General features: G+C 54.5%; 14 protein-coding genes and 2 tRNA genes. 7 read left to right on the top strand and 9 right to left on the bottom strand.

Annotated features, from left to right (window positions below; genetic code table 11):
• Nucleotides 1-81: 81 nt before the first annotated feature.
• The 6 genes from AC1931_RS11690 to mnmH form a co-directional block, all read right to left on the bottom strand.
• Nucleotides 82-157, bottom strand: a tRNA-Lys gene (locus tag AC1931_RS11690).
• A gap of 52 nt (nt 158-209) precedes the next feature.
• Nucleotides 210-1,511 (bottom strand): adenylosuccinate synthase, encoded by a 1,302-nt coding sequence (locus AC1931_RS11685; RefSeq protein ID WP_483877445.1) that lies wholly within the window; start codon nt 1,509-1,511, stop codon nt 210-212.
• A 57-nt stretch (nt 1,512-1,568) separates the two neighbouring features.
• The gene (gene hisZ, locus AC1931_RS11680; RefSeq protein ID WP_483877444.1) at nt 1,569-2,858 is read right to left on the bottom strand and encodes an ATP phosphoribosyltransferase regulatory subunit; all 1,290 of its coding nucleotides are present in this window, start codon (nt 2,856-2,858) and stop codon (nt 1,569-1,571) included.
• A gap of 150 nt (nt 2,859-3,008) precedes the next feature.
• On the bottom strand, nt 3,009-4,112 hold the full coding sequence (gene corA, locus AC1931_RS11675) for a magnesium/cobalt transporter CorA (protein ID WP_483877443.1): 1,104 nt from the start codon (nt 4,110-4,112) through the stop codon (nt 3,009-3,011).
• 19 nt (nt 4,113-4,131) lie between these two features.
• The gene (locus tag AC1931_RS11670; RefSeq protein WP_483877442.1) at nt 4,132-5,634 is read right to left on the bottom strand and encodes a leucyl aminopeptidase; all 1,503 of its coding nucleotides are present in this window, start codon (nt 5,632-5,634) and stop codon (nt 4,132-4,134) included.
• 73 nt (nt 5,635-5,707) lie between these two features.
• A complete protein-coding gene (mnmH, locus tag AC1931_RS11665; RefSeq protein ID WP_483877441.1) occupies nt 5,708-6,766 on the bottom strand; it encodes a tRNA 2-selenouridine(34) synthase MnmH in 1,059 nt (352 codons plus the stop codon).
• A gap of 144 nt (nt 6,767-6,910) precedes the next feature.
• Between mnmH and AC1931_RS11660 the strand changes: the two genes are divergently transcribed.
• Nucleotides 6,911-6,987 (top strand) — tRNA-Met (locus tag AC1931_RS11660).
• Nucleotides 6,988-7,078: 91 nt separating this feature from the next.
• Here AC1931_RS11660 and AC1931_RS11655 read toward each other — a convergent pair.
• Both AC1931_RS11655 and AC1931_RS11650 read right to left on the bottom strand, forming a co-directional pair.
• Nucleotides 7,079-8,146 carry a GTP pyrophosphokinase gene (locus tag AC1931_RS11655; protein WP_483877440.1) on the bottom strand — a complete coding sequence of 356 codons (1,068 nt, stop codon included), beginning with the start codon at nt 8,144-8,146 and terminating at the stop codon, nt 7,079-7,081.
• Between the two features lie 265 nt (nt 8,147-8,411).
• Complete coding sequence (locus AC1931_RS11650; protein ID WP_191155327.1) at nt 8,412-8,612, bottom strand: cold-shock protein; 201 nt, start codon at nt 8,610-8,612, stop codon at nt 8,412-8,414.
• 565 nt (nt 8,613-9,177) lie between these two features.
• Between AC1931_RS11650 and AC1931_RS11645 the strand changes: the two genes are divergently transcribed.
• Together AC1931_RS11645 and AC1931_RS11640 are read left to right on the top strand one after the other, a co-directional pair.
• Nucleotides 9,178-10,203, top strand: a complete 1,026-nt coding sequence (locus AC1931_RS11645) for a TAXI family TRAP transporter solute-binding subunit (protein ID WP_483877439.1) — start codon at nt 9,178-9,180, stop codon at nt 10,201-10,203.
• 138 nt (nt 10,204-10,341) lie between these two features.
• The gene (locus tag AC1931_RS11640; protein WP_483877438.1) at nt 10,342-12,621 is read left to right on the top strand and encodes a TRAP transporter permease; all 2,280 of its coding nucleotides are present in this window, start codon (nt 10,342-10,344) and stop codon (nt 12,619-12,621) included.
• 148 nt (nt 12,622-12,769) lie between these two features.
• On the opposite strand, the gene AC1931_RS11635 is transcribed toward AC1931_RS11640, so the two are convergent.
• Nucleotides 12,770-13,729: a chemotaxis protein gene (locus AC1931_RS11635; protein ID WP_483877437.1), complete on the bottom strand. Its 960-nt coding sequence runs from the start codon at nt 13,727-13,729 to the stop codon at nt 12,770-12,772.
• Between the two features lie 205 nt (nt 13,730-13,934).
• On the opposite strand from AC1931_RS11635, the gene AC1931_RS11630 reads away from it, so the two are divergent.
• The 4 genes from AC1931_RS11630 to AC1931_RS11615 all read left to right on the top strand — a co-directional run bounded on the left by AC1931_RS11630 (nt 13,935) and on the right by AC1931_RS11615 (nt 18,976).
• Nucleotides 13,935-15,032 (top strand): SEL1-like repeat protein, encoded by a 1,098-nt coding sequence (locus AC1931_RS11630; protein ID WP_483877436.1) that lies wholly within the window; start codon nt 13,935-13,937, stop codon nt 15,030-15,032.
• A gap of 159 nt (nt 15,033-15,191) precedes the next feature.
• Entirely contained in the window at nt 15,192-16,919 is a 1,728-nt protein-coding gene (locus AC1931_RS11625) for a sigma-54 interaction domain-containing protein (protein WP_483877435.1), read from the top strand.
• A gap of 254 nt (nt 16,920-17,173) precedes the next feature.
• A complete protein-coding gene (locus tag AC1931_RS11620) occupies nt 17,174-17,671 on the top strand; it encodes a TRAP transporter small permease subunit (RefSeq protein ID WP_483877434.1) in 498 nt (165 codons plus the stop codon).
• On the top strand, nt 17,672-18,976 hold the full coding sequence (locus AC1931_RS11615; protein WP_483877433.1) for a TRAP transporter large permease: 1,305 nt from the start codon (nt 17,672-17,674) through the stop codon (nt 18,974-18,976). It abuts the gene before it with no gap.
• Nucleotides 18,977-19,007 lie beyond the last annotated feature (31 nt).

Below are 19,007 nucleotides of genomic sequence, written 5' to 3'. Positions count from 1 at the left end.
GTGTCCTGGGCCAGGCTAGACGATAGGGACTTGAAACTCAAGCCCCTGCGGGAAATGACCCCGCAGGTGGTACTTTTTGTGTGGTGAGCCGGACTGGGATCGAACCAGTGACCATCTGATTAAAAGTCAGATGCTCTACCAACTGAGCTACCGGCCCGTAGCAACGGAAAGCTTTTATACGTGAATCACTGCAGAGCGTCAACCTTTTTTCACGACTTTTTTATGAACGGGTTGCTGCGCTGCAGGGTCTGATCGCGGCGCGGGCCGACCGATACCAGAACGACCGGACAGCTTGTCCACTTTTCGATCTTGCGAACATAGTCGCGAACCTGCCGGGGCAGATCATCATATTTTTTCAGCTCGCTGATGTCGGATTGCCAGCCGGGAATCTCTTCATAGATCGGCGTACAGGCGCTTAAGACATCGAGATCCTGGGGAAATTCTTCGATAATCTGTTCGCCGTGACGATAGGAGGTACAGACCTTGATGGTGTCCAGTTCACTCAGTACGTCCATCTTGGTCAGGGCGATGCCGGTCAGGCCATTGGTACGGACCGCTTCACGCAGGGCGACAATATCGAGCCAGCCGGTGCGGCGTGGGCGACCGGTGGTGGCACCAAATTCGTTGCCGGCAGCGCGCAGGGTTTTCCCCATTTCATCGTTGAGCTCAGTCGGGAAGGGGCCCTCGCCAACCCGGGTAACATAGGCTTTGGAGATGCCGATGATTTCGTCAATAACCTTCGGTCCGAGACCGGTACCGGTGCAGGCACCTGCGGCAATGGTCGAGGAGGAGGTGACGTAAGGGTAGGTGCCGTGGTCAATGTCGAGCAGGCTGCCTTGCGCTCCTTCAAACAAGATATTTTCACCATTGTTGATGGCCTGGCTGAGGGTCGTCGAGGCGCGGCCGAGATAAACCCGCAGGCGCTCGGCATAGCCAAGGTATTCTTCAACGATGGCCTCTTCATTCAGGGGCTCTTCGCCGAGATAATGCTCAAGAAAGAAGTTTTTCTCCGGCAGGACCTCTTTGAGTTTGCGCCGAAAGGTCTCAGGCTTGAGCAGGTCAGCAAAGCGGATCCCACGGCGTCCGACCTTGTCTTCATAGGTGGGGCCGATACCGCGCCCGGTGGTGCCGATTTTCTTGGCGCCGGATTTGACTTCGCGGGCAATGTCGATCTTCTTGTGGTACGGCATAATGATGTTGACTGCGCCATCGACCAGCAATTGCTGATCATCCTGCAGGTAACCACGTTTCTTGAGCTTGTCGATCTCCTCAAGAAAGACCTTGGGATCAAGAACCACGCCGTTGCCAATGATGCAGCGTTTTCCTTGATGCAGGATGCCGGAGGGGATCAGGTGGAGAACGGTTTTTTCGTCACCGACCACCAGGGTGTGCCCGGCATTGTTGCCGCCCTGAAAGCGTACGACATTCTGGACGAATTCAGTGTAGATGTCGACAACTTTGCCTTTGCCTTCGTCACCCCACTGGGCACCGACGATAATTATGTTGGCCATAGGTTCCTGCTCGCTCCTGTTGTGCCGGTGCGTTGGTGCTGCCGGCAATGGGTAAAATCAAAACAAAGTGAAGTCCGGGTGTTGAATCTGTAGCCAGTTGATGCGCCTGCGGCTTGAGTCGGCCAGCGAGATCAGCTCGATGTCGAGATCTTCGGTAGCGATAACCGCCACGTAACGGTAATTCATCTGGCGTGCATAAACAAGGGTTTCGTCAATCTGGCGTTTGATAATGTCTCGCGCTACTGAATAACCGCGTTGGCGTAACAGCCGTGCGAGTTTCTGGGCTGCGCGCAGGTTGTCGCCGGTAGAGTACACCAGCAGGTCGGTGCCGGGCGCAATGGTCTCATCGAGGTTTGCATCAAGGGCAAAGAGCAGATGGAGCAGACTGAAGGTGAAGCCGGTTGCCGGCGTATCGAGGCCATACTGAGCCATCAGGGTGTTATAGCGACCACCGCTGCAGATGCTGCGTCCAAGTCCGGGCAGAAAACCCTGGAAGGTCATGCCGGTATGATAGTTCAGGCCACGCAGTTCGCCTAGGTCGATGGTCACATGTTCGCTGACCCCGTAGGTTTCAAGAACGTCGAGGATGTCTGCCAGATTATCCAGGGCGCGGCGGGAACGATCGTTGCTGACCGATTGTTCGGCGCGCTCAAGGACCTCGCGGCCGCCGAAAAGTCGCGGCAGGGCCAGGATCTCGGCTCGTGAGCGGTCACTAATGCTGGTGTTTTCGAGGAGCAGGTCAAGTTCGGAACTGTCTTTGCGCAGGATGGCATCGGCTACTTGCTCGGCTTTGTGACGATCAACAGGGAGTCCGTCCATGACACCACGGAAAAACTCCATCTGGCCGATATCAACGGTAAAGCGGTCGGCACCAACGGCGCTCAGCGCTTCAATGGTCATGGCGATCATTTCGGCGTCAGCTTCGGGGCTATCCAGCCCGATCAGCTCAACGCCGGACTGAAATATATCGCGATCTTTACCGGCCTGTTGTTCGGTATGGCGCAGGACCCTGCCATTGTAGCACAGCCGTAATGGTAGCAGCATCTGGCTCATGCGAGTGGCAGCAATACGGGCGATCTGGGCGGTCATGTCCGGTGGAAAAGCAAGGAGGCGGTTGCTCTGACGATCATCGAAACGAAAAGCGCGGTCGCGTAATCCTTCGCCAAGGCCGCGTTCCAGTACGTCGAGAAATTCGAGTTGCGGCGGAATGACCGGGTGAAATCCCCAGGCGGAATAGACCTTGCGCAGCTGCTGTTGCAGGAATTCGAGTTTGGCGGCTTTTAAGGGGAGAAAGTCACGGACCCCTTTGGGGAGGTCGGAATCTTGTGGTGGATCGGAAAAGCGCATGAACTAAAGCTCCGCAAAGGTGTCTGGAAAATTTCCTTTGTTAAGGGCAGCGGCACCGCTGTATTCGGTTAGCCGAACGCGGCAATCTAGCAACAGTTTCACTGCTGTGTCAAGTTGTCGCCGCTTGACAAATGGCAGTGCAAGGGCAGATTAGAACCACTTTTTGCGTTTAAAATACCAGAGCATCGCAACCGCACAGGCCGCCATCAGCAGCAGCGCAAAGGGGTACCCAAGGCGCCACTTAAGCTCCGGCATGATGGCGAAATTCATGCCGTAAACCCCGGCAATAAAGGTCAGGGGAATGAAGATGGAAGCAATGACAGTCAAGACCTGCATCACCTCGTTGGTGCGGTGGCTCATGCTCGAGAGGGAGAGCTCAATGAGCCCTTTGGCGGTATCCCGGTAATTGTCGAGGTTGGCCAGAATATGGAGGATGTGGTCATGAAGGTCGCGTAGATAAAGGTGGGTGCGCTCATCAATCAACGGGGACTCGCTGTGAATCAGAACCCGGGTCAGGTCGCGAATAGGGGAAACGGTCTTGCGTACAAACGACAATTGACCACGGATCTGGTGGATCTGTTGCAACAAGTCGCGGCTGGGACGATTAATCAGTTCGGCCTCAATCAGATCAAGGCGTTCTCCGATGGTTTCCAGTACGTGGTAGTAGCTGTCGAAGGCGGTATCCATCAGCGCATAAGCAAGATAGTCAGCGCCGCGTTCACGAAACTTGGAGTTGGTCGCGGCCAGGCGCTGGTGCACCATGCTGAAAAGATCACCGGGTTGTTCACGAAAGGTGAGCAGACGTCCGGTTGCCAGCACCAGACAGAACTGTTCGGCGCGGATCTGGAGCTGCTCGGTGTCTACGGTGTCGATCTTAAGGAGCTTGAGGATGATCAGAATCGTGTTGTTGTACTCTTCATACTTGGGTTGGTGGTGGGTGTTGAGAATATCTTCCTGGGCGAGGGGGTGAAGCTCTACCAGATTACCGAGTTCGTTGACCAGGGTGACATCATGCAGGCCCTCCAGGTGTATCCAGCTGACGCCGCCTGCCGGTGTCGGTGGGCGACAGTCGGCAAGAGAGGCGGCGGAGCGCTGCTGATAGTCGACTGCGCTGAAATCGGTGCGGGTCAGAAGCGGATGCTCCATTTCCCGCGTACCAACATGGATCAGGGTGCCTGGGGGCAGGCCGATCTGTTTAGGCGGTGTGCGAAACAGGGAGGTGACGGTTTTAAAGCTGGCGGACAAGGGTTTCATTGCTGATCCTTTGCGCTGGTCAGGCCACACTGGTTTCGGCAAGCAGGTAGTCGATGAGCAGGCGGACACCGAAGCCGCTGCCGCCACGGGGGATGCCGGCTTTGCCTTTGTCCTCCCAGGCCATACCGGCAATATCCAGATGGGCCCAGTTATACTGGTCGGCAAATTTCTGCAGGAAAGCGGCAGCGGTGATGGTGCCGGCCGGGCGACCACCGGTGTTTTTTACATCGGCAAAATCGCTCTTGATCTGGCTGGCGTATTCTTCCCACAAAGGGAGTTGCCACAGGCGTTCGCCACTGCGCTGCCCGGCTTTCAGCAATTTTTCGATCAGTTTGTCATCGTTGCCGAGGATTGCCGCTGCCTGATTGCCGAGGGCGATGATGCAGGCACCGGTCAGGGTGGCCAGATCAATGACCGCCCGGGGTTTATAGCGTTCGACGTAGGTCAGGGCATCAGCAAGAATGAGGCGTCCTTCGGCATCGGTATTAAGAACTTCAATTGTTTTGCCCGACAGGGATGTTAGAATGTCACCAGGGCGGATGGCGTTGCCGGATGGCATGTTTTCCACCGCCGGGACCACCGCAACCAGGTTGATGGGCAGTTCCAGACGGGCGGCGGCCAGCATGGTGCCGATAACGGTTGCCGCACCGCCCATGTCCATCTTCATCTCATCCATCTTGTCTGCGGGTTTAAGGGAGATCCCGCCGGTATCAAAGGTGACCCCTTTGCCGACCAATGCCAACGGAGCACCGCCTTTTGGGTCACCGGAATACTCAAGCACGATCAGATAGGGGGGGCGTGAACTTCCCTGGGCAACACCGAGCAGCGCACCGCAGCCAAGCTGTTGAAGTCGCGCCTGATCGAGTAAATGGGCTTTGATGCCGTTTTTTTCAGCCATGGCCACCGCCTGCATGGCAAGAAATTCAGGCGATTTCAGGTTGCCGGGGGCGTTCACCAGGTCGCGCGCCAGGTGAACGCCGGCACAGATAGCTTGAGCTCGGTTGGCACCGCGCTGCAGCAGGGGGAGGCTTTTAGCATCGGCGGCCAGCAGGACAATCTGTTCCAGCGCTTTTGCGGTGTCGGGGGCGGGGCTTTGGTAGCGTTGATACCGGTAGTTGGCGAGCAGTATTCCTTCGGTAATGGCCTGTGATTGTTGATCGATTGTGGCTTTATGAATGGCCAGGTCGGTATAGCTGACAGTGGCCCTGTTAATGTTTTTTTCCTTAAGTACGGTCACCGCGCTGCTGGCAGCCTGGCGTAATTTATCCAGGGAAGCGTCGCCCGCTTTGCCAATCCCCACCAGCAAGATTCGGCTGGGGCCTTTGTTATCGGCGGTGTGAAGCAGAAGGGTTTCTGCGTGGCGCCCACGAAATTCATGGTTGCGCTGGGCTGCGGATACCAGTTTGCGAAAATGGTCATTCAGCTGGGTGAGCAGTTGGGGGCTGGTTCTTCCTTCCGGCGTAAAGAAAATAAGGCAGGGGGTGGTCGTCGTGGCGCTCGTTTTTTTGACCAGAATCTTCATGATAGCTGCTCCGTACGGTTAGCGATTGTTGATCACTATAGCTGAAAAAAGGGCTGGCGGACGGTTTGCCTGACTAAAAAGACGATAGTCCATGGACCTCTTCCAGTTGCTTGATGGTGTCCAAGACCGCTGCCACTCCTTGCTCCAGAGAATCATAACAGATTTCCAGGTGGTGCTGGGGTTTGGTGTGAAGATAGAGGGGATCGTAGTAGTCCTGCATCAGTCTGGCTATCAGCAGATGCCAGTTCTCAGCGTCGAGCAATTGCTGGAGTTGGTCGACGTTGCTGTTGCCGAGGCGCTCGCGCAGGGAGTTGAGCGCGCGCGCAATCGCTGGATGGAGTTGTTCCAGTTCGGGATAGTCGGCAAGGATAACCTCGGTCCGCAGTGCCATTGAGGTGGTGAGCCAGAGACTGGGTTGTTGCTGCATCGCCTGATGAAAACGCGGCGGGACGGCGCGGCGGCCGATATGGCGACTCTCGCCTTCGGTAATGAGGTAAGGGCAGTTGCGCAATGCGTCAAGTCGGTCCCAGAGGCGTGCTTCGAATTGTTTTTGACCGGGCTGTTCACCCAATCCCAGACCGCCAAAGGCGCTGCCACGGTGATTGGCGATTTTTTCCAGATCGATAGCCGGCTGCCCCTGTTCTTCGAGCTTTTGCAGGATACGGGTCTTGCCGATACCGGTCAGACCACGTAGCACGTAGATTCTTGGCCACAGGTATTCGTCAAAATAGTTACAGACCATGCGGCGAAAGGCCTTGTGGCCACCGATGAGTTGACGCGCGGGAATTCCTGCCAGATTCAGGAAGCTGGTCATGGCCAGGGAGCGCATGCCGCCACGCCAGCAGAAAATAATTACCGGCAGGGTCGAAATGCCTCGGGCTGATTCTATTTGCGCGATAAAATCTGGAATCTTGGGCGCGGCGATGGCAACGCCGCGCCGCCGGGCAATGGTTTTCCCTTGCTGCTTGTAAAGGGTGCCGATCTCGGCACGCTCTACGTTGCTGAACAGGGGGACATTGACAGCGCCGGGGATACTTGCTTCGGAATATTCTGCCGGGGAGCGAACATCAACCAGTAGCGCCTGCTGATGGCGGTACTCAAGTGCTGCTTCCAGGTCGATGGTTGCCTGCATTATTGTGCTCCAGGGGACGGGCCTGAGCCGGTCTGTGGGTCCGGGGTGAAGGAGATCGGGGGGCAACTATGGGGATGAAAAGTCAAGGATGTCAAGAAAAAGGTTGACAGCTCCCGTCATCGGGAATAGGGTGTCAAATTCTGACGCGGGATGGAGCAGTCTGGTAGCTCGTCGGGCTCATAACCCGAAGGTCGGGGGTTCAAATCCCTCTCCCGCAACCAAAAAAAAACAAGAGGCCACTGAATCAGGCGATTCGGCGGCCTCTTTTTTTGTCTATCCCGCTATTCAATAGTATGGAGTATTGCAAAAAAACTATTTTTCCTCGTTGTCTCTGCTGCGCAGCCAGCGGTTGAACCGCTCGCGTGGCCCCTGCGAGAGGATGCGTTCAAAGATTTTACGGTCGTGCAGGTAGAGGCAGTGACGGACAATGGTGTAGGGGCTGAAGGTGCTGTCCGGATTGCCGGCAAGAAAGAGGTTGCGATACTCCTTGACCGTTTTAAGGTTGTTGACCAGGGCCTGGTGCAAATCAGAGCGTTTGAAGCGATGATCCAGGGAGAGGATGTCCTGGACAAAGTTATCAACCTTGTAGTCCTGAAATTCAAAATCCCTGAAAAAATGTCCGGCAACCCGTAGAAAGTTGAAAGCGTTGATGGCTCTGCCGTTGACGGATTGGGTGTCTTCCATTTCCCCGTCACTGGTCGGGCTGTCGCTTAACGGTGCTGCTGTCGCTGCTTCCATCAGTTCGCTGGTAGCGTTGCGGATTTCCTTGAATTCGCGGTCGGCCAGTTCAAACAGTGCTGAGAGAACATTGATACGGCGCTTGAGGTTGTTGGGGATCGATTTTTTGTATTTGATCTTGTGGTCCAGAACGCTCCAGGTATCCTGGATCAGCGAGCGAATCTGCACTTCAAACGGACAGTTGGCAATGTCATCACGATGGAGAGTTACCGTGCCGGGCGCCAGATCCATGTGGAGGCCCTTGTAGCCAAAAAGGTCTTCGGTGCCTTCCATGGCAGCAATCTTGTCGGTGACGTCGATAATGCTGAAATGTTCCTTGAGGGTTCCGGATACCAGGGCGACCTGATCCTCATAGAGGCAGACAATGCGAATGCCAATCAGATCACTCAGGTAGTCCTTGATGGCATAGGCGCGACCCTCGGTTTCAAGTCTCCCCTGATATTTGCGTTGAAACTTTTTAATGCATTCGTCCTGGTCCTTGATGCGACCTTCAATCTTGGTCACTTCGCCCAGGTCTGACTGATTGATCAGTGTTTCAATCGTGCTGATGTAGTGGTTTTTGATGTTTTCAAGGGTACAGCGGTTTTGTGCGTAAAATTCTCGAAAGAGTTTCTTTTCCAGTTCGAAGTCTAATGAAGCCAATGGTCTGATCCTGTTACGGTCGAGTAAAAAGTGAGGCTGCGACTTGTGCGAAAGCCGATGGATTTGCATGATGCTAATCTCTTATGACCTGTTAATATACCCCTTTTTTGTGGTGACTGGGGAGGTCTGCGGAGTTTTTTGATTGTGAACCTACATGTCAGGGTGAAGGGTTTTTGTTAAAATCAGGGAGTGGGGCGTGGCCGAGCAGAAGCTGGGCAAAAAAAAGGCCCCGTAAACGGGGCCTTTTGGCGGATGCAAATGTGAATCAGATTCTTTGCACGTTGGCCGATTGAGGGCCCTTCTGGCCTTGGGTCACGTCAAAACGAACGCGATCACCTTCGGCAAGAGACTTGAAACCGTCGCCCTGGATCTGTGAGAAGTGAACGAACACGTCCGGTCCGTTATCCTGCTCGATGAAGCCAAAACCCTTAGAATCGTTAAACCACTTTACTGTACCTTCTGCCATTTTTTCTCTCCATGTTCCTTCGCGGGAACTTTATAGTGTTCGTGTCCTTATTATTTCCGCCAATAAAAAACACGCATCCTTACTGAAGGTCTGCGTGTTCTGATCCGTATGACAACTGTTGTCGGGCGAAAAGAATAATCCACAAACGTGTTAAGTTGTGGAGGACCCTAGCATGATCGGGCGGGCCAATGCAAGCAGAAAAGCTATTATTTTTTATGAGTCGCTGAGATTCACACAATGAGGGGTTATGAGGTCAATAGTTGATCAGATCTTCAGGGGCGAGCCGGTTCACTTTGCGTTCTGAGTGGTAACGCATAATCCTGTTTTATCGGTGTAGAGAGTGGCCCCGAAAAAGTGGCGAAAAGTTGCCGATGATGGCCAATATAAGCCAAATAACAGGTAGTTTGGTGTGGCCGGAAAATAAATTGATTGCAATGCAAAGCCGCCTCTACTACACTTTCAAAACTTAAATCCAGGAGCAATAGCGAACTGGCACCTGGATTGCTTAGCGACAGGACGTCAATTTTAAATTGCGTTCTAAAACCAGTGCAAGGAGGAAAAAAGTATGTCACGATTCAAGAAATTTGCGGCAGGTTTAACCGTGTCAATGTTTGTCACGACCGTGGTGCTTGCGGTCTGCGCTGTCCCCGCGCCAGTCAGTGCCGATGGCCACATGGACCGCAGCGACTGGCCCTCAAGCTTTACCGTGGGGACAGCGTCGCAGGGCGGCACCTTTTTCGCTTATGGCTCGGGCTGGGCGAATCTTGTCGCCAAAGAGCTGGGCGTGTCCGGCGGCGGCGAAGTCACCGGCGGTCCGATGCAGAACATGGCACTGGTACATACCGGTGATGCGCAGTTTGGCATGACCACGATGGGTCCGGCCGCGGAATCGTTGGCCGGCACCAATCCGATCGCGCCCGGTCTGCAAATGAACAAGTCCTGCGCGATGTTCCCGATGTATCAGACCCCGTTCTCGGTGACCGCGCTGTCGTCGTCAGGCATCAAATCCATCTCGGACATCCCGGATGGCGCCCGCATCGGTTTTGGTCCCGCGGGATCGACATCGGACACCTACTTCCCGCGTATGATGGAAGCGCTTGGTGTGAAGTTCGACCGTCGTAACGGCGGCTGGTCCGACCTTGGCGGTCAGCTCCAGGATGGTCTGCTTGACGTCATCGCCTTTGCCGCTGGCATCCCCGTTCCGGCCGTGTCTCAGCTTGAGGTGCAGACCAATGTGAACATCATCGAGTTCACCGAGGAAGAGCAGGCCGCCATTATGAACGCCTTCCCGGTCTCTGCCTTCGAGATCCCGGCGAACACCTATACCACGCTGAAAGCTCCGGCGCGCTCGGTAGCGATGTGGAACTTCGCCATCGCCAACTGCGACCTGCCGACAAGCTTTGTCAACGCGGCCGTCGATGTGGTGATGTCCGACAACGCGCGGATGGTGAACATTCACCGTGCCGCGCGCTCCACGTTGCCCGAGAACTGGGACAAGAACAAGGTGCTTCAGTGGCATCCCGGTGCGGCCCAGTGGTTCAAGGAAAACGCTGGCGCAGACATTCCCGACAGCATGATCTACGGCAAGTAAATCCTATGGGGGCGGCGCGACAGGCTGTGCGCCGCCCCGCTTCTTGCATCCCGCGCGCCGTCGATACGGTGTGATGGGGGAGATACAGCTTTCACTTTAGATACGAAGCGCCGACGCGAAGGCCAAGGCGGCTTTGCCATGGAGGTGGCAATGGTTCAGGAATCAACACCGGCGGACGAGCCCGTGATCGCAGAGGGGATCGACGAAGAGCCGGTCGAAAAAAACCGTCGTATATTCACCGGGTGGCGGATGAATATCGTCGCGAGCTTTGCCGCACTCTATGCTATGTTCCACATGGCGGCGCTGAACGGTGTTTCAATCTCGTACTATACAGGGATCGAAGTCCCGTTTCTGCCGTCATTCCCCATGGAGACCTGGAACTTCCGCATCGTTCACATCGCTGGCGCGCTGGCTCTGGGCTTCGTTGTCTATAACGCGATGATGTTCTCGGAAAAGGACGACAGCCCCAAGCGTGGCCCCTGGGGCGTGATCGCCTGGCTGCTGCTTTTGCCGGCGGTGCTGGCGGTGGGTAGCGGCTTTTGGTTCGCCCACACCATCGCCTCCGGCAGTTTGCCTGAAATGGGTGGCCTTATCACCTGGCCCGCCTTTCCCGGGACTCCCATTTACACACAGGAAATCTGGTATTTCGGTGTTCCTCTAATGGTGGCGACGCTGGGCGGGATCGTCCTGGGCTGGTTCGAAAAGGCCCCGCGGGATCGTTTTCGGGTCTCGGACATCCTGCTTGCCGTCTGCGGCATAGCGGTTGCGGTCTATCTGGTCGCCATCTACGGCACCGCCGCGCGCAATTCGGTCGGGACACCCTTTGTTCCCATCGGTGTCGCTTTTGCCGCGACCGCCGGGTCGGCGTTGATCCTTGAACTGACCCGCCGCGTCGCCGGTCTGGCGCTGGTCATCATCACCGGCATTTTCCTGCTCTACACCTTCGTGGCGCATTTGCTGCCTGGCATCCTCGCCGTGCAAAGCCCCTATACCTGGCAGCGCTTCTTCGGCAATGTCTATTCGGATGCGGGCATCCTGGGGCCGACAACGGCGGTGTCCTCGACCTATATTATTCTATTCATCATCTTCGCGGCCTTCCTGCAGGCCTCCAGGGTTGGTGATTATTTCGTGAACTTCGCCTTTGCCGCCGCCGGACGTGCCCGTGGCGGCCCGGCCAAGGTGGCGATCTTCGCCTCGGGCCTGATGGGCATGATTAATGGCACCTCGGCGGGCAATGTGGTGGCGACCGGCTCGCTTACCATTCCGCTGATGAAAAAGGTGGGCTATCGACCAACCACTGCGGGCGCGGTCGAAGCGGCCGCCTCCACGGGCGGGCAGATCATGCCGCCGATCATGGGAGCAGGGGCCTTTATCATGGCCGAGATCACGGGCATCCCCTATCAGGAGATCGCCATCGCCGCGATCATTCCCGCAGTGCTTTATTTTGTGTCGGTCTACTTCATGGTCGACTTCGAGGCGGCCAAGCTTGGTATGCGCGGCATGAGCGAGGATGAAGTGCCCAAGTTCGCCAAACTTGCGCGTCAGGCTTACCTGTTCATCCCGATCATCATCCTGATTGTCGCGCTCTTTATGGGCTATTCGGTGATCCGTGCCGGCACTTTGGCGACTGTTGCTGCGGCGGTAGTGTCATGGCTGACACCCCACCGCATGGGCCTGCGGTCGATCCTCAAGGCCTTCGAGCTGGCCGGAATCATGTCGATCCAGATCATCGCGGTCTGTGCTTGTGCAGGCATCATCGTAGGCGTCATCTCGCTGACCGGTGTCGGCGCGCGGTTCTCGGCGGTGCTGCTGGACCTGGCCGGGGTCAGCCAGCTTCTGGCTCTGTTCTTCGCCATGTGCATCGCGATTCTGCTGGGCATGGGTATGCCCACCACCGCGGCCTATGCGGTCGCGGCCTCGGTCGTCGCACCGGGCCTTGTGCAGCTTGGTATCCCGATGCTGACCGCACATTTCTTCGTGTTCTACTTCGCGGTGCTTTCGGCCATCACGCCCCCTGTGGCCCTGGCCAGTTACGCTGCGGCGGGCATCTCGGGTGCCAATCCGATGGAGACGAGCTTCGCCAGCTTCAAGATCGGCATCGCCGCATTTATCGTCCCGTTCATGTTCTTCTACAACTCGGCGCTGCTGATGGACGGCACATGGCTCGATATCGGCCGTACGGGCTTGACCGCGGTGTTCGGCGTGTTCCTCTTGTCCGCGGGGGTGCAGGGCTGGTTCCTTGGGCAGCGCTCGGCCTGGTTTCTCCGGTTAGGCATGGTTCTGGCGGCCCTCTTCATGATCTCGGGTGGTTTGATGACCGACATCCTCGGGATCGGGCTGACCGTGGTGATCTGGCTGGTACAGCGGGTCTTCCACCCGAACCCGGACTTGGCGATCCCGGTTCGCGGCGCCGACTGACCCACAGTACGAGCCGGGTAATAGCATCCCTCTCCGAAAGGTGTTCCCGGTAGTGGTACAAACCTGAGAAGAAGAGTACGAGTACTGATACAACAAAGGCGGTAGAATTTAATCTACCGCCTTTGTTGTATCCATTGTGAACTGAATTTTAGTTGCTGATGTCCAGCAATCTATCGATCATTTCAACCAGGTAGGGGATCTGGGGTTTGGTAGCGTAGCCATCGGCACCAACAAGGTCGCACTTTGCCGACATCTGTTCATTGATCAGGGATGAAAAAAGGATGACCTTCAACTCCTTGAGGAAGGGGTCGTTCTTGACCTTTTTGCACAGGGTGAGGCCGTCCATCTTGGGCATCTCAATGTCGGTGATCAGCAGTTGCAGGTGATCACGCAGGAGGCTGCCATTGTCGACCTCCTGTCTGATTTGCAGCAGGCGATCGTGGCATGCCTGGCCATCAGCAAAAACCTCAAGAGAGGTGTAGCCGGCGCTTTTAAGAACGCGCTCAATGCCGGCGCGAATCAGGGAAGAGTCTTCTGCCATCATCAGTTTCATTTGTTCGCGGGTGTGAGGACGTTGTTCCTGAAGGAGGTCCTGGCGCAAATCGATTTCATAATCCATGTTGGCTTGCGGATCGAACTCAGTCACAATGTGTTCTAAATCAACGATCAGAATTTCACGGCCATCGATGTTGACGCTGCCGGTAAATCGTGGGCGAAACTGATCAATAAAGTTGGCCATGGGCTGAACGTCATTCCATGAAATGCGGTGGATCTGGTTGACACCGTCAACCTTAAAGCCGTTGATTCTGTTATTGAATTCGCAGACCAGAACCACGCGACGCTGTTCGACACTGGTTGCGCTGCTTCTTTTAGTGAGATGTTCCTTCAGATCAATCAGCGGAATGGTGTTGCCGCGTAATAACAGGGTGCCGAGCATGCCGGCGCCGCAACCCGGTATGGTTGTTACCGCTTCTTGGTCAAAAGGGATAATCTCTTTAAGTTTCTGAACATTGATACCGAAAGGTTGCGTACCGAGATAGAACTCGATGATTTCCATCTCGTTGGTACCGGCTTCAAGGAGAATTTCCTGTTTATGCTGGGTTGTCATGGGATGTCCTCAGGGCAGCGGGAGAGTGATCATAAGATTTGATCATATTAATGATAGTGCTGTCAACAATTTATCTGCGGTTGTTTTTGATGGTTCAGTCGCCGGCGGCTTTTCATGTATAGTACAAACTCCAGCGCTGTTTGGGGGTCGTCTCCTGGTAGCCTGGCAACTGTTGTAGTCTGTTGCGTTTGATGATGGGGGAGATATGACCGGATTGGCACAATCACACTATCGACTGGGGATGAGCTACCTGTATGGCAAGGGGGTGGCAAAATCTTACGTCGAGGCGATGAAATGGTTCAAGCTTGCTGCTCAGCATCAGTATCCGCGGGCATTATTTATGTTGGGACGGATGTATGATCAGGGCCAGGGCACGGCAGAAAACGCTTCTGAAGCAGCGCGCTATTTCCATCAAGCTGCCGAACTGGGGTACGCCCGCGCCCAGAATGCTCTTGGCCAGGCGTACATCAAGGGGCATGGAGTTGACCAGGATTATGGACAGGCGCTGATCTGGCTGCGTAAAGCTGCAGATCAGGGTTTTTCTGATGCGCAGTATAACCTTGGCCTGATGTACGCAAAGGGGCACGGCGTTCCCAAGGATTTCCTCGAAGCGCGACGTTGGTGGGCACTGGCGGCAGAGCAGGGGAACCCGAAAGTGCAATTTACCCTGGGACATATGTATCTGGTTGGCAAAGGGGTAAAAAAGAACTACTCCAAGGCTCGTCAGTGGCTGCGTCAGGCAGCAGAGCAAGGATTGCCGACAGCGCAGTTTCATCTGGGGATGATGTACGCCAAGGGAACCGGGGTGCTGCAGAGTGACAGTGAAGCGCGCAAATGGTTGCAGTGCGCGGCAGAACAGAACTATCTCGATGCTCTGTATCATCTTGGAAAGTTGCTGGGTGGTGGCAGTGATGAGGTGCGTGATCCTCTGACCGCCGTGATTTTGCTCAAGCAGGCCGCTACCCGCGGTCATCAGCGCGCCCAGGTGTTACTGGGGCAACATCTGGCCAAGGGGATCGGTGTGGCCCCCGATCTTTCCCTGGCGTACCACTGGTGGTGCGAAGCAGCCAGGTCCGGCAACGCTGATGCGCAATATAACCTCGGGGTGATGTACCTTAACGGCAAAGGGGTAAAAAAAGATCCTCTCGAGGGCAAGAAGTGGTTGACCGAAGCCGCCGATCAGGGGCATACCAGGGCTCAATATTGCCTCGGAGTGATGTACTCGACCGGCACCGGGGTGCCGCAGGACATTGATGAGGCGTTGCGTTGGAAGGAGGCGGCAGAGTTTTGGGAATCCATCTAGTTTCCGATTGGGAAACTGAATCGCCTCTATCCAGGGTTTCCGGCTGGCAACCATCAGGTTTCAGCCCGGAAGCATGTCAGTTAATCTTCGGGGCCGGCTGATTAAGTTTGGGACTGTATTCCTTGTTGCATAGTTGATGCATTTATGCATAATGGCCCCATGAAGAGTTTCATCTCCATTCTAAATACTCAATCCGTCGTCGATGCTACCGACAGAAATATCCTGGTGACAGATACGTCAGGTCAGGTCATCCTGGTGAGCTGCCGTGCGCGGCAATCTCTCGGGATTGTCCCTGGTGTCAGGTTGGAACAGGATTATCCCGGTTTCTGGGAGCATGTTGAAAAAATCCTTGCCGGTACTTTGGGTCGTTCTGAGGTTCCACTGCAGCTGGGTGGTTATGAATATCTGGTGGCAGTCAACCCGCTGCTGGAAAAGAAAAGAATTGTCGGCGCAGTCTGCGTGCTGGTCGATAGTAGCCAGCTCGACATCATGACCCGCCGCCATCCCTCTTTCAATACCCTGTCACGTGAGCTCGACACCATTATCGATTCTTCCTCCGATGGCCTTTTTGTTTGTGATGCCCAGGCCAATGTAATTCGCATGAACCCGGCGTCAGAAAAAATCCATAAAATTTCTGCTAATGCCGTGGTTGGCCGCAATATGCGAGCGCTGATCGATGAGGGTTTTATTGATCGCTCAGCTGCCCTGGAGGCCAGCGTCAGCGGAAAGCGGGTCAGCCTGCTGCAGAATAAAGGCGGTCATAAGCTGATTTCCATAGCAACGCCGGTATTTGATGAACGCTCAGAATTGATCAGGGTAGTTGTCAGTGAGCGCGATGTTACCGAGATTGATGCCTTGCAGCGGGAACTGGAAAAGCAGGAAGCGATCAAGGACAGTTTGCGTGACCAGATGCTTGCCATGCAGCAGGCTGAGCTTGAGACCCAGCAGATTATTGCCCGCAGCCCGCAGATGATTCGTGCCGTGCAGCAGGCCATGCGGGTTGCCAAGGCCAATTCATCGGTGTTTATCCTGGGTGAGTCCGGGGTGGGAAAAGGATTGATTGCACAGCTGATTCATACCCATTCAGCGCGTGCCGGGAAACCACTGATCAAAATCAACTGTGGGGCGATTCCGGAATCCCTTATCGAAGCAGAGCTCTTTGGTTACGAAAAAGGGGCTTTCACCGGTGCTCTGACCAGCGGTAAGCCCGGCCAGTTTGAACTCGCCGATGGTGGAATTCTATTTCTTGACGAAATCGCCGAGTTGCCGCTCGGATCGCAGGTCAAGTTGCTGCGTTTTCTTGAAGACGGCAAGATTACCCGCCTGGGTGACACTAAAGGGCGTAAGCTGGATGTCCGGGTGCTGGCCGCAACTCACCAGAATATGGAAGAAATGGTCGAACAGGGACGGTTCCGTCTCGATCTTTATTATCGTCTCAATGTCATTCCCATCCAGATCCCGGCGTTGCGCGACCGCTCAGAGTGCATCATCCCCCTGATTCATCATTATCTGGAAGAATTCGGCAAGCGCAGTGGCATCAGAAAGCGCATGACCCGTGCGGCATTGGATGCCCTGTGTGGTTATTCCTTTCCGGGCAACGTTCGCGAGCTGATGAACATCTGTGAGCGTCTGGTGGTGATGGCAGAGACTGATGTAATTGATGTTGTTGATCTGCCCGGGCAAATTGAAACCCAGGCAACAGAATCGCCGCTGGCGGTTGGCTGTCTGCCTTCAGGTTTGACGCTCCAGCAGACCCTCGAGCAGGTTGAACGGAGCATGTTGGAGCATGCGAGAAATTTGATGGCAAATCAACATGAAATGGCGCAAGCTCTCGGCGTTAATCAATCAACGGTCGCGCGAAAACTCAAAAAATATGGTTTAACCTGATTTGCCCACTTAGGAAGATCTCCAATATGCAGTCCCGCATACTACCCTTTGATTTTTAATCATGTATTCTTGTGTTAAAGCTTAATGACTTAACGAGTTAATACGCTAGCTATCTGTTTTATGGGTACATTTATAGCGAAGTTTAAAGTCCTGAAACTTTTATCAATTAAAATAATTATGGCAAGAAATTTGCTAGTATTCTTGGGTGTTTTGTCGGCTGACATGAAATTTTAAACCCATCCTGCGAGGTTCATATGAAACCATTTGGAAGGCTTGTTTCACTGCTCATTCTGCCGCTGATTGCAATGATTGTATATAGCGCCCTGAAATCATACTTTTTCAAGAGCCCGCCTGTCTGGACTTTTGAAATGTCTCTGTTTTTTTTCGGTAGTTTTTTTATGCTCGGTTCAGCTTATTGTCATATGGAAAAAAAACACGTGGCAGTTGATATTATCAATCACTATCTGCCGCCACAGTGGCAACGGGTCCAGGGGGTTTTTTCCGAGTCAGTTGTTTTGTTCGTTGCCATTGTGCTGATCTATGTCAGTGTTCCTGCCGCCTGGCAAGCGACCCTGATCGGCGAGCGCTCTATCATGCAGACAACTTTTAATCCCCCTGTTTGGTGGTTTCGCTGGATTATTCCCGTTTCTTGTTTGCTCATAGCTGTTCAGGCCTGCATTGATATGATTGCGCACATCAGAGGTACATCACCTTTTTCCGGTGTAGCTGTAGCGCCAGGGGAGGACGCATAAATGTCACCACTTTACATGTTCTTGGCCCTGGTACCTCTATTGGTTGCGGGTGTTCCGATTGCCTTTTCGCTGGCTGCCGTGGCAATCGTCTTTTCCTACTATTTGTGGGGCCCGGGCGCCTTGAATATTGTGGTTTCTGCAACCTGGGGGGCCATGAACAATTTTGTTATCATCGCCATCCCGCTTTTTATTTTTATGGCTTACATCCTTCAAAAAACCAATGTTGTTGAAGACTTGTACGATACCTTTTACAAGTGGTCCGGAGCGTTGCGAGGAGGTCTGGCGATTGCCACGATCCTGGTCGGAGCCATATTGGGTGCCGTGTCGGGAGTTGTTGCTGCCGGGGTTATTGGTCTTGGTTTGATCGGACTGCCGCAAATGCTGAAACACGGCTATAACCGCAGGGGTGCCCTTAGCTCCGTTTTGGGCGGCGGGACCCTGGGCCAGTTGATTCCGCCGAGCACTAACATGATCCTTTATGGTGTGGTGACGGGGGTTTCCATTGGCGGCTTGTTTGCCGGCGGCATTTCAGCAGGGGTCCTGCTGGCGTCGCTTTACATTATCTATGTCGTTATTCGTGGCCTGATCTCCCCGGATTTTGCCCCTGCACTACCTGAAGAAGAGCGCGCCAGCTGGCTGGAGAAATTGATCTCGCTCAAGAGTGTTATTTTGCCGGCGTTCTTGATTGTTATTGTCCTGGGTTCGATTCTTTTGGGAATGGCAAGTCCAACGGAGGCTGCAGCCTTTGGGGCTGCCGGTGCTTTGCTTGTAGGGTTGATCAAGCGTCGCCTGACCTGGAAAATCGTTTATTCCGCCTCCTATGAGACTTTGAGTGTAACCGCAATGGTTGGCTGGATGATGATCGGTGCAAGCGCCTTCGGCTCGGTTTTTTCCGGTCTGGGTGGCAACGCATTGGTTGCCGAGTTCGCTATGAACATGCCGGGCGGCGCCAATATGGTTTTTGTCGTTGCGGCTGTTTTTGTCTTTCTGATGGGTATGTTTCTGGAGCCGGGCGCGGTTATTTTTCTTGCGGTGCCGATCATCGCACCGATTCTTGTCAACCTGGGATTCGAACCGCTGTGGATTGGTCTGGTCATTAACGTCATTCTCCAAAGTGCCTATATCTCGCCTCCCTTCGGGTTCAGTCTTTTTTATTTGAAAGGGTGCACGCCCGCGGAGATCGATATCGTGGAAATATACAAAGCAAGTCTGCCGCTACTGTGTTTGCAGGCGGTCTGCGTTGCCCTTATTTTTGTTTTTCCGGATATCGTCATGTGGCTGCCGAAATATCTGTTAAACTTGTAACCTTTCGGGGTGTGTAACAACGCCCTCTGCC

The organism is Pelovirga sp. C15f (assembly GCF_057178085.1).
Note: the sequence above shows the minus strand (reverse complement) of the source record. Positions and strands in the feature narration are given on the sequence as shown.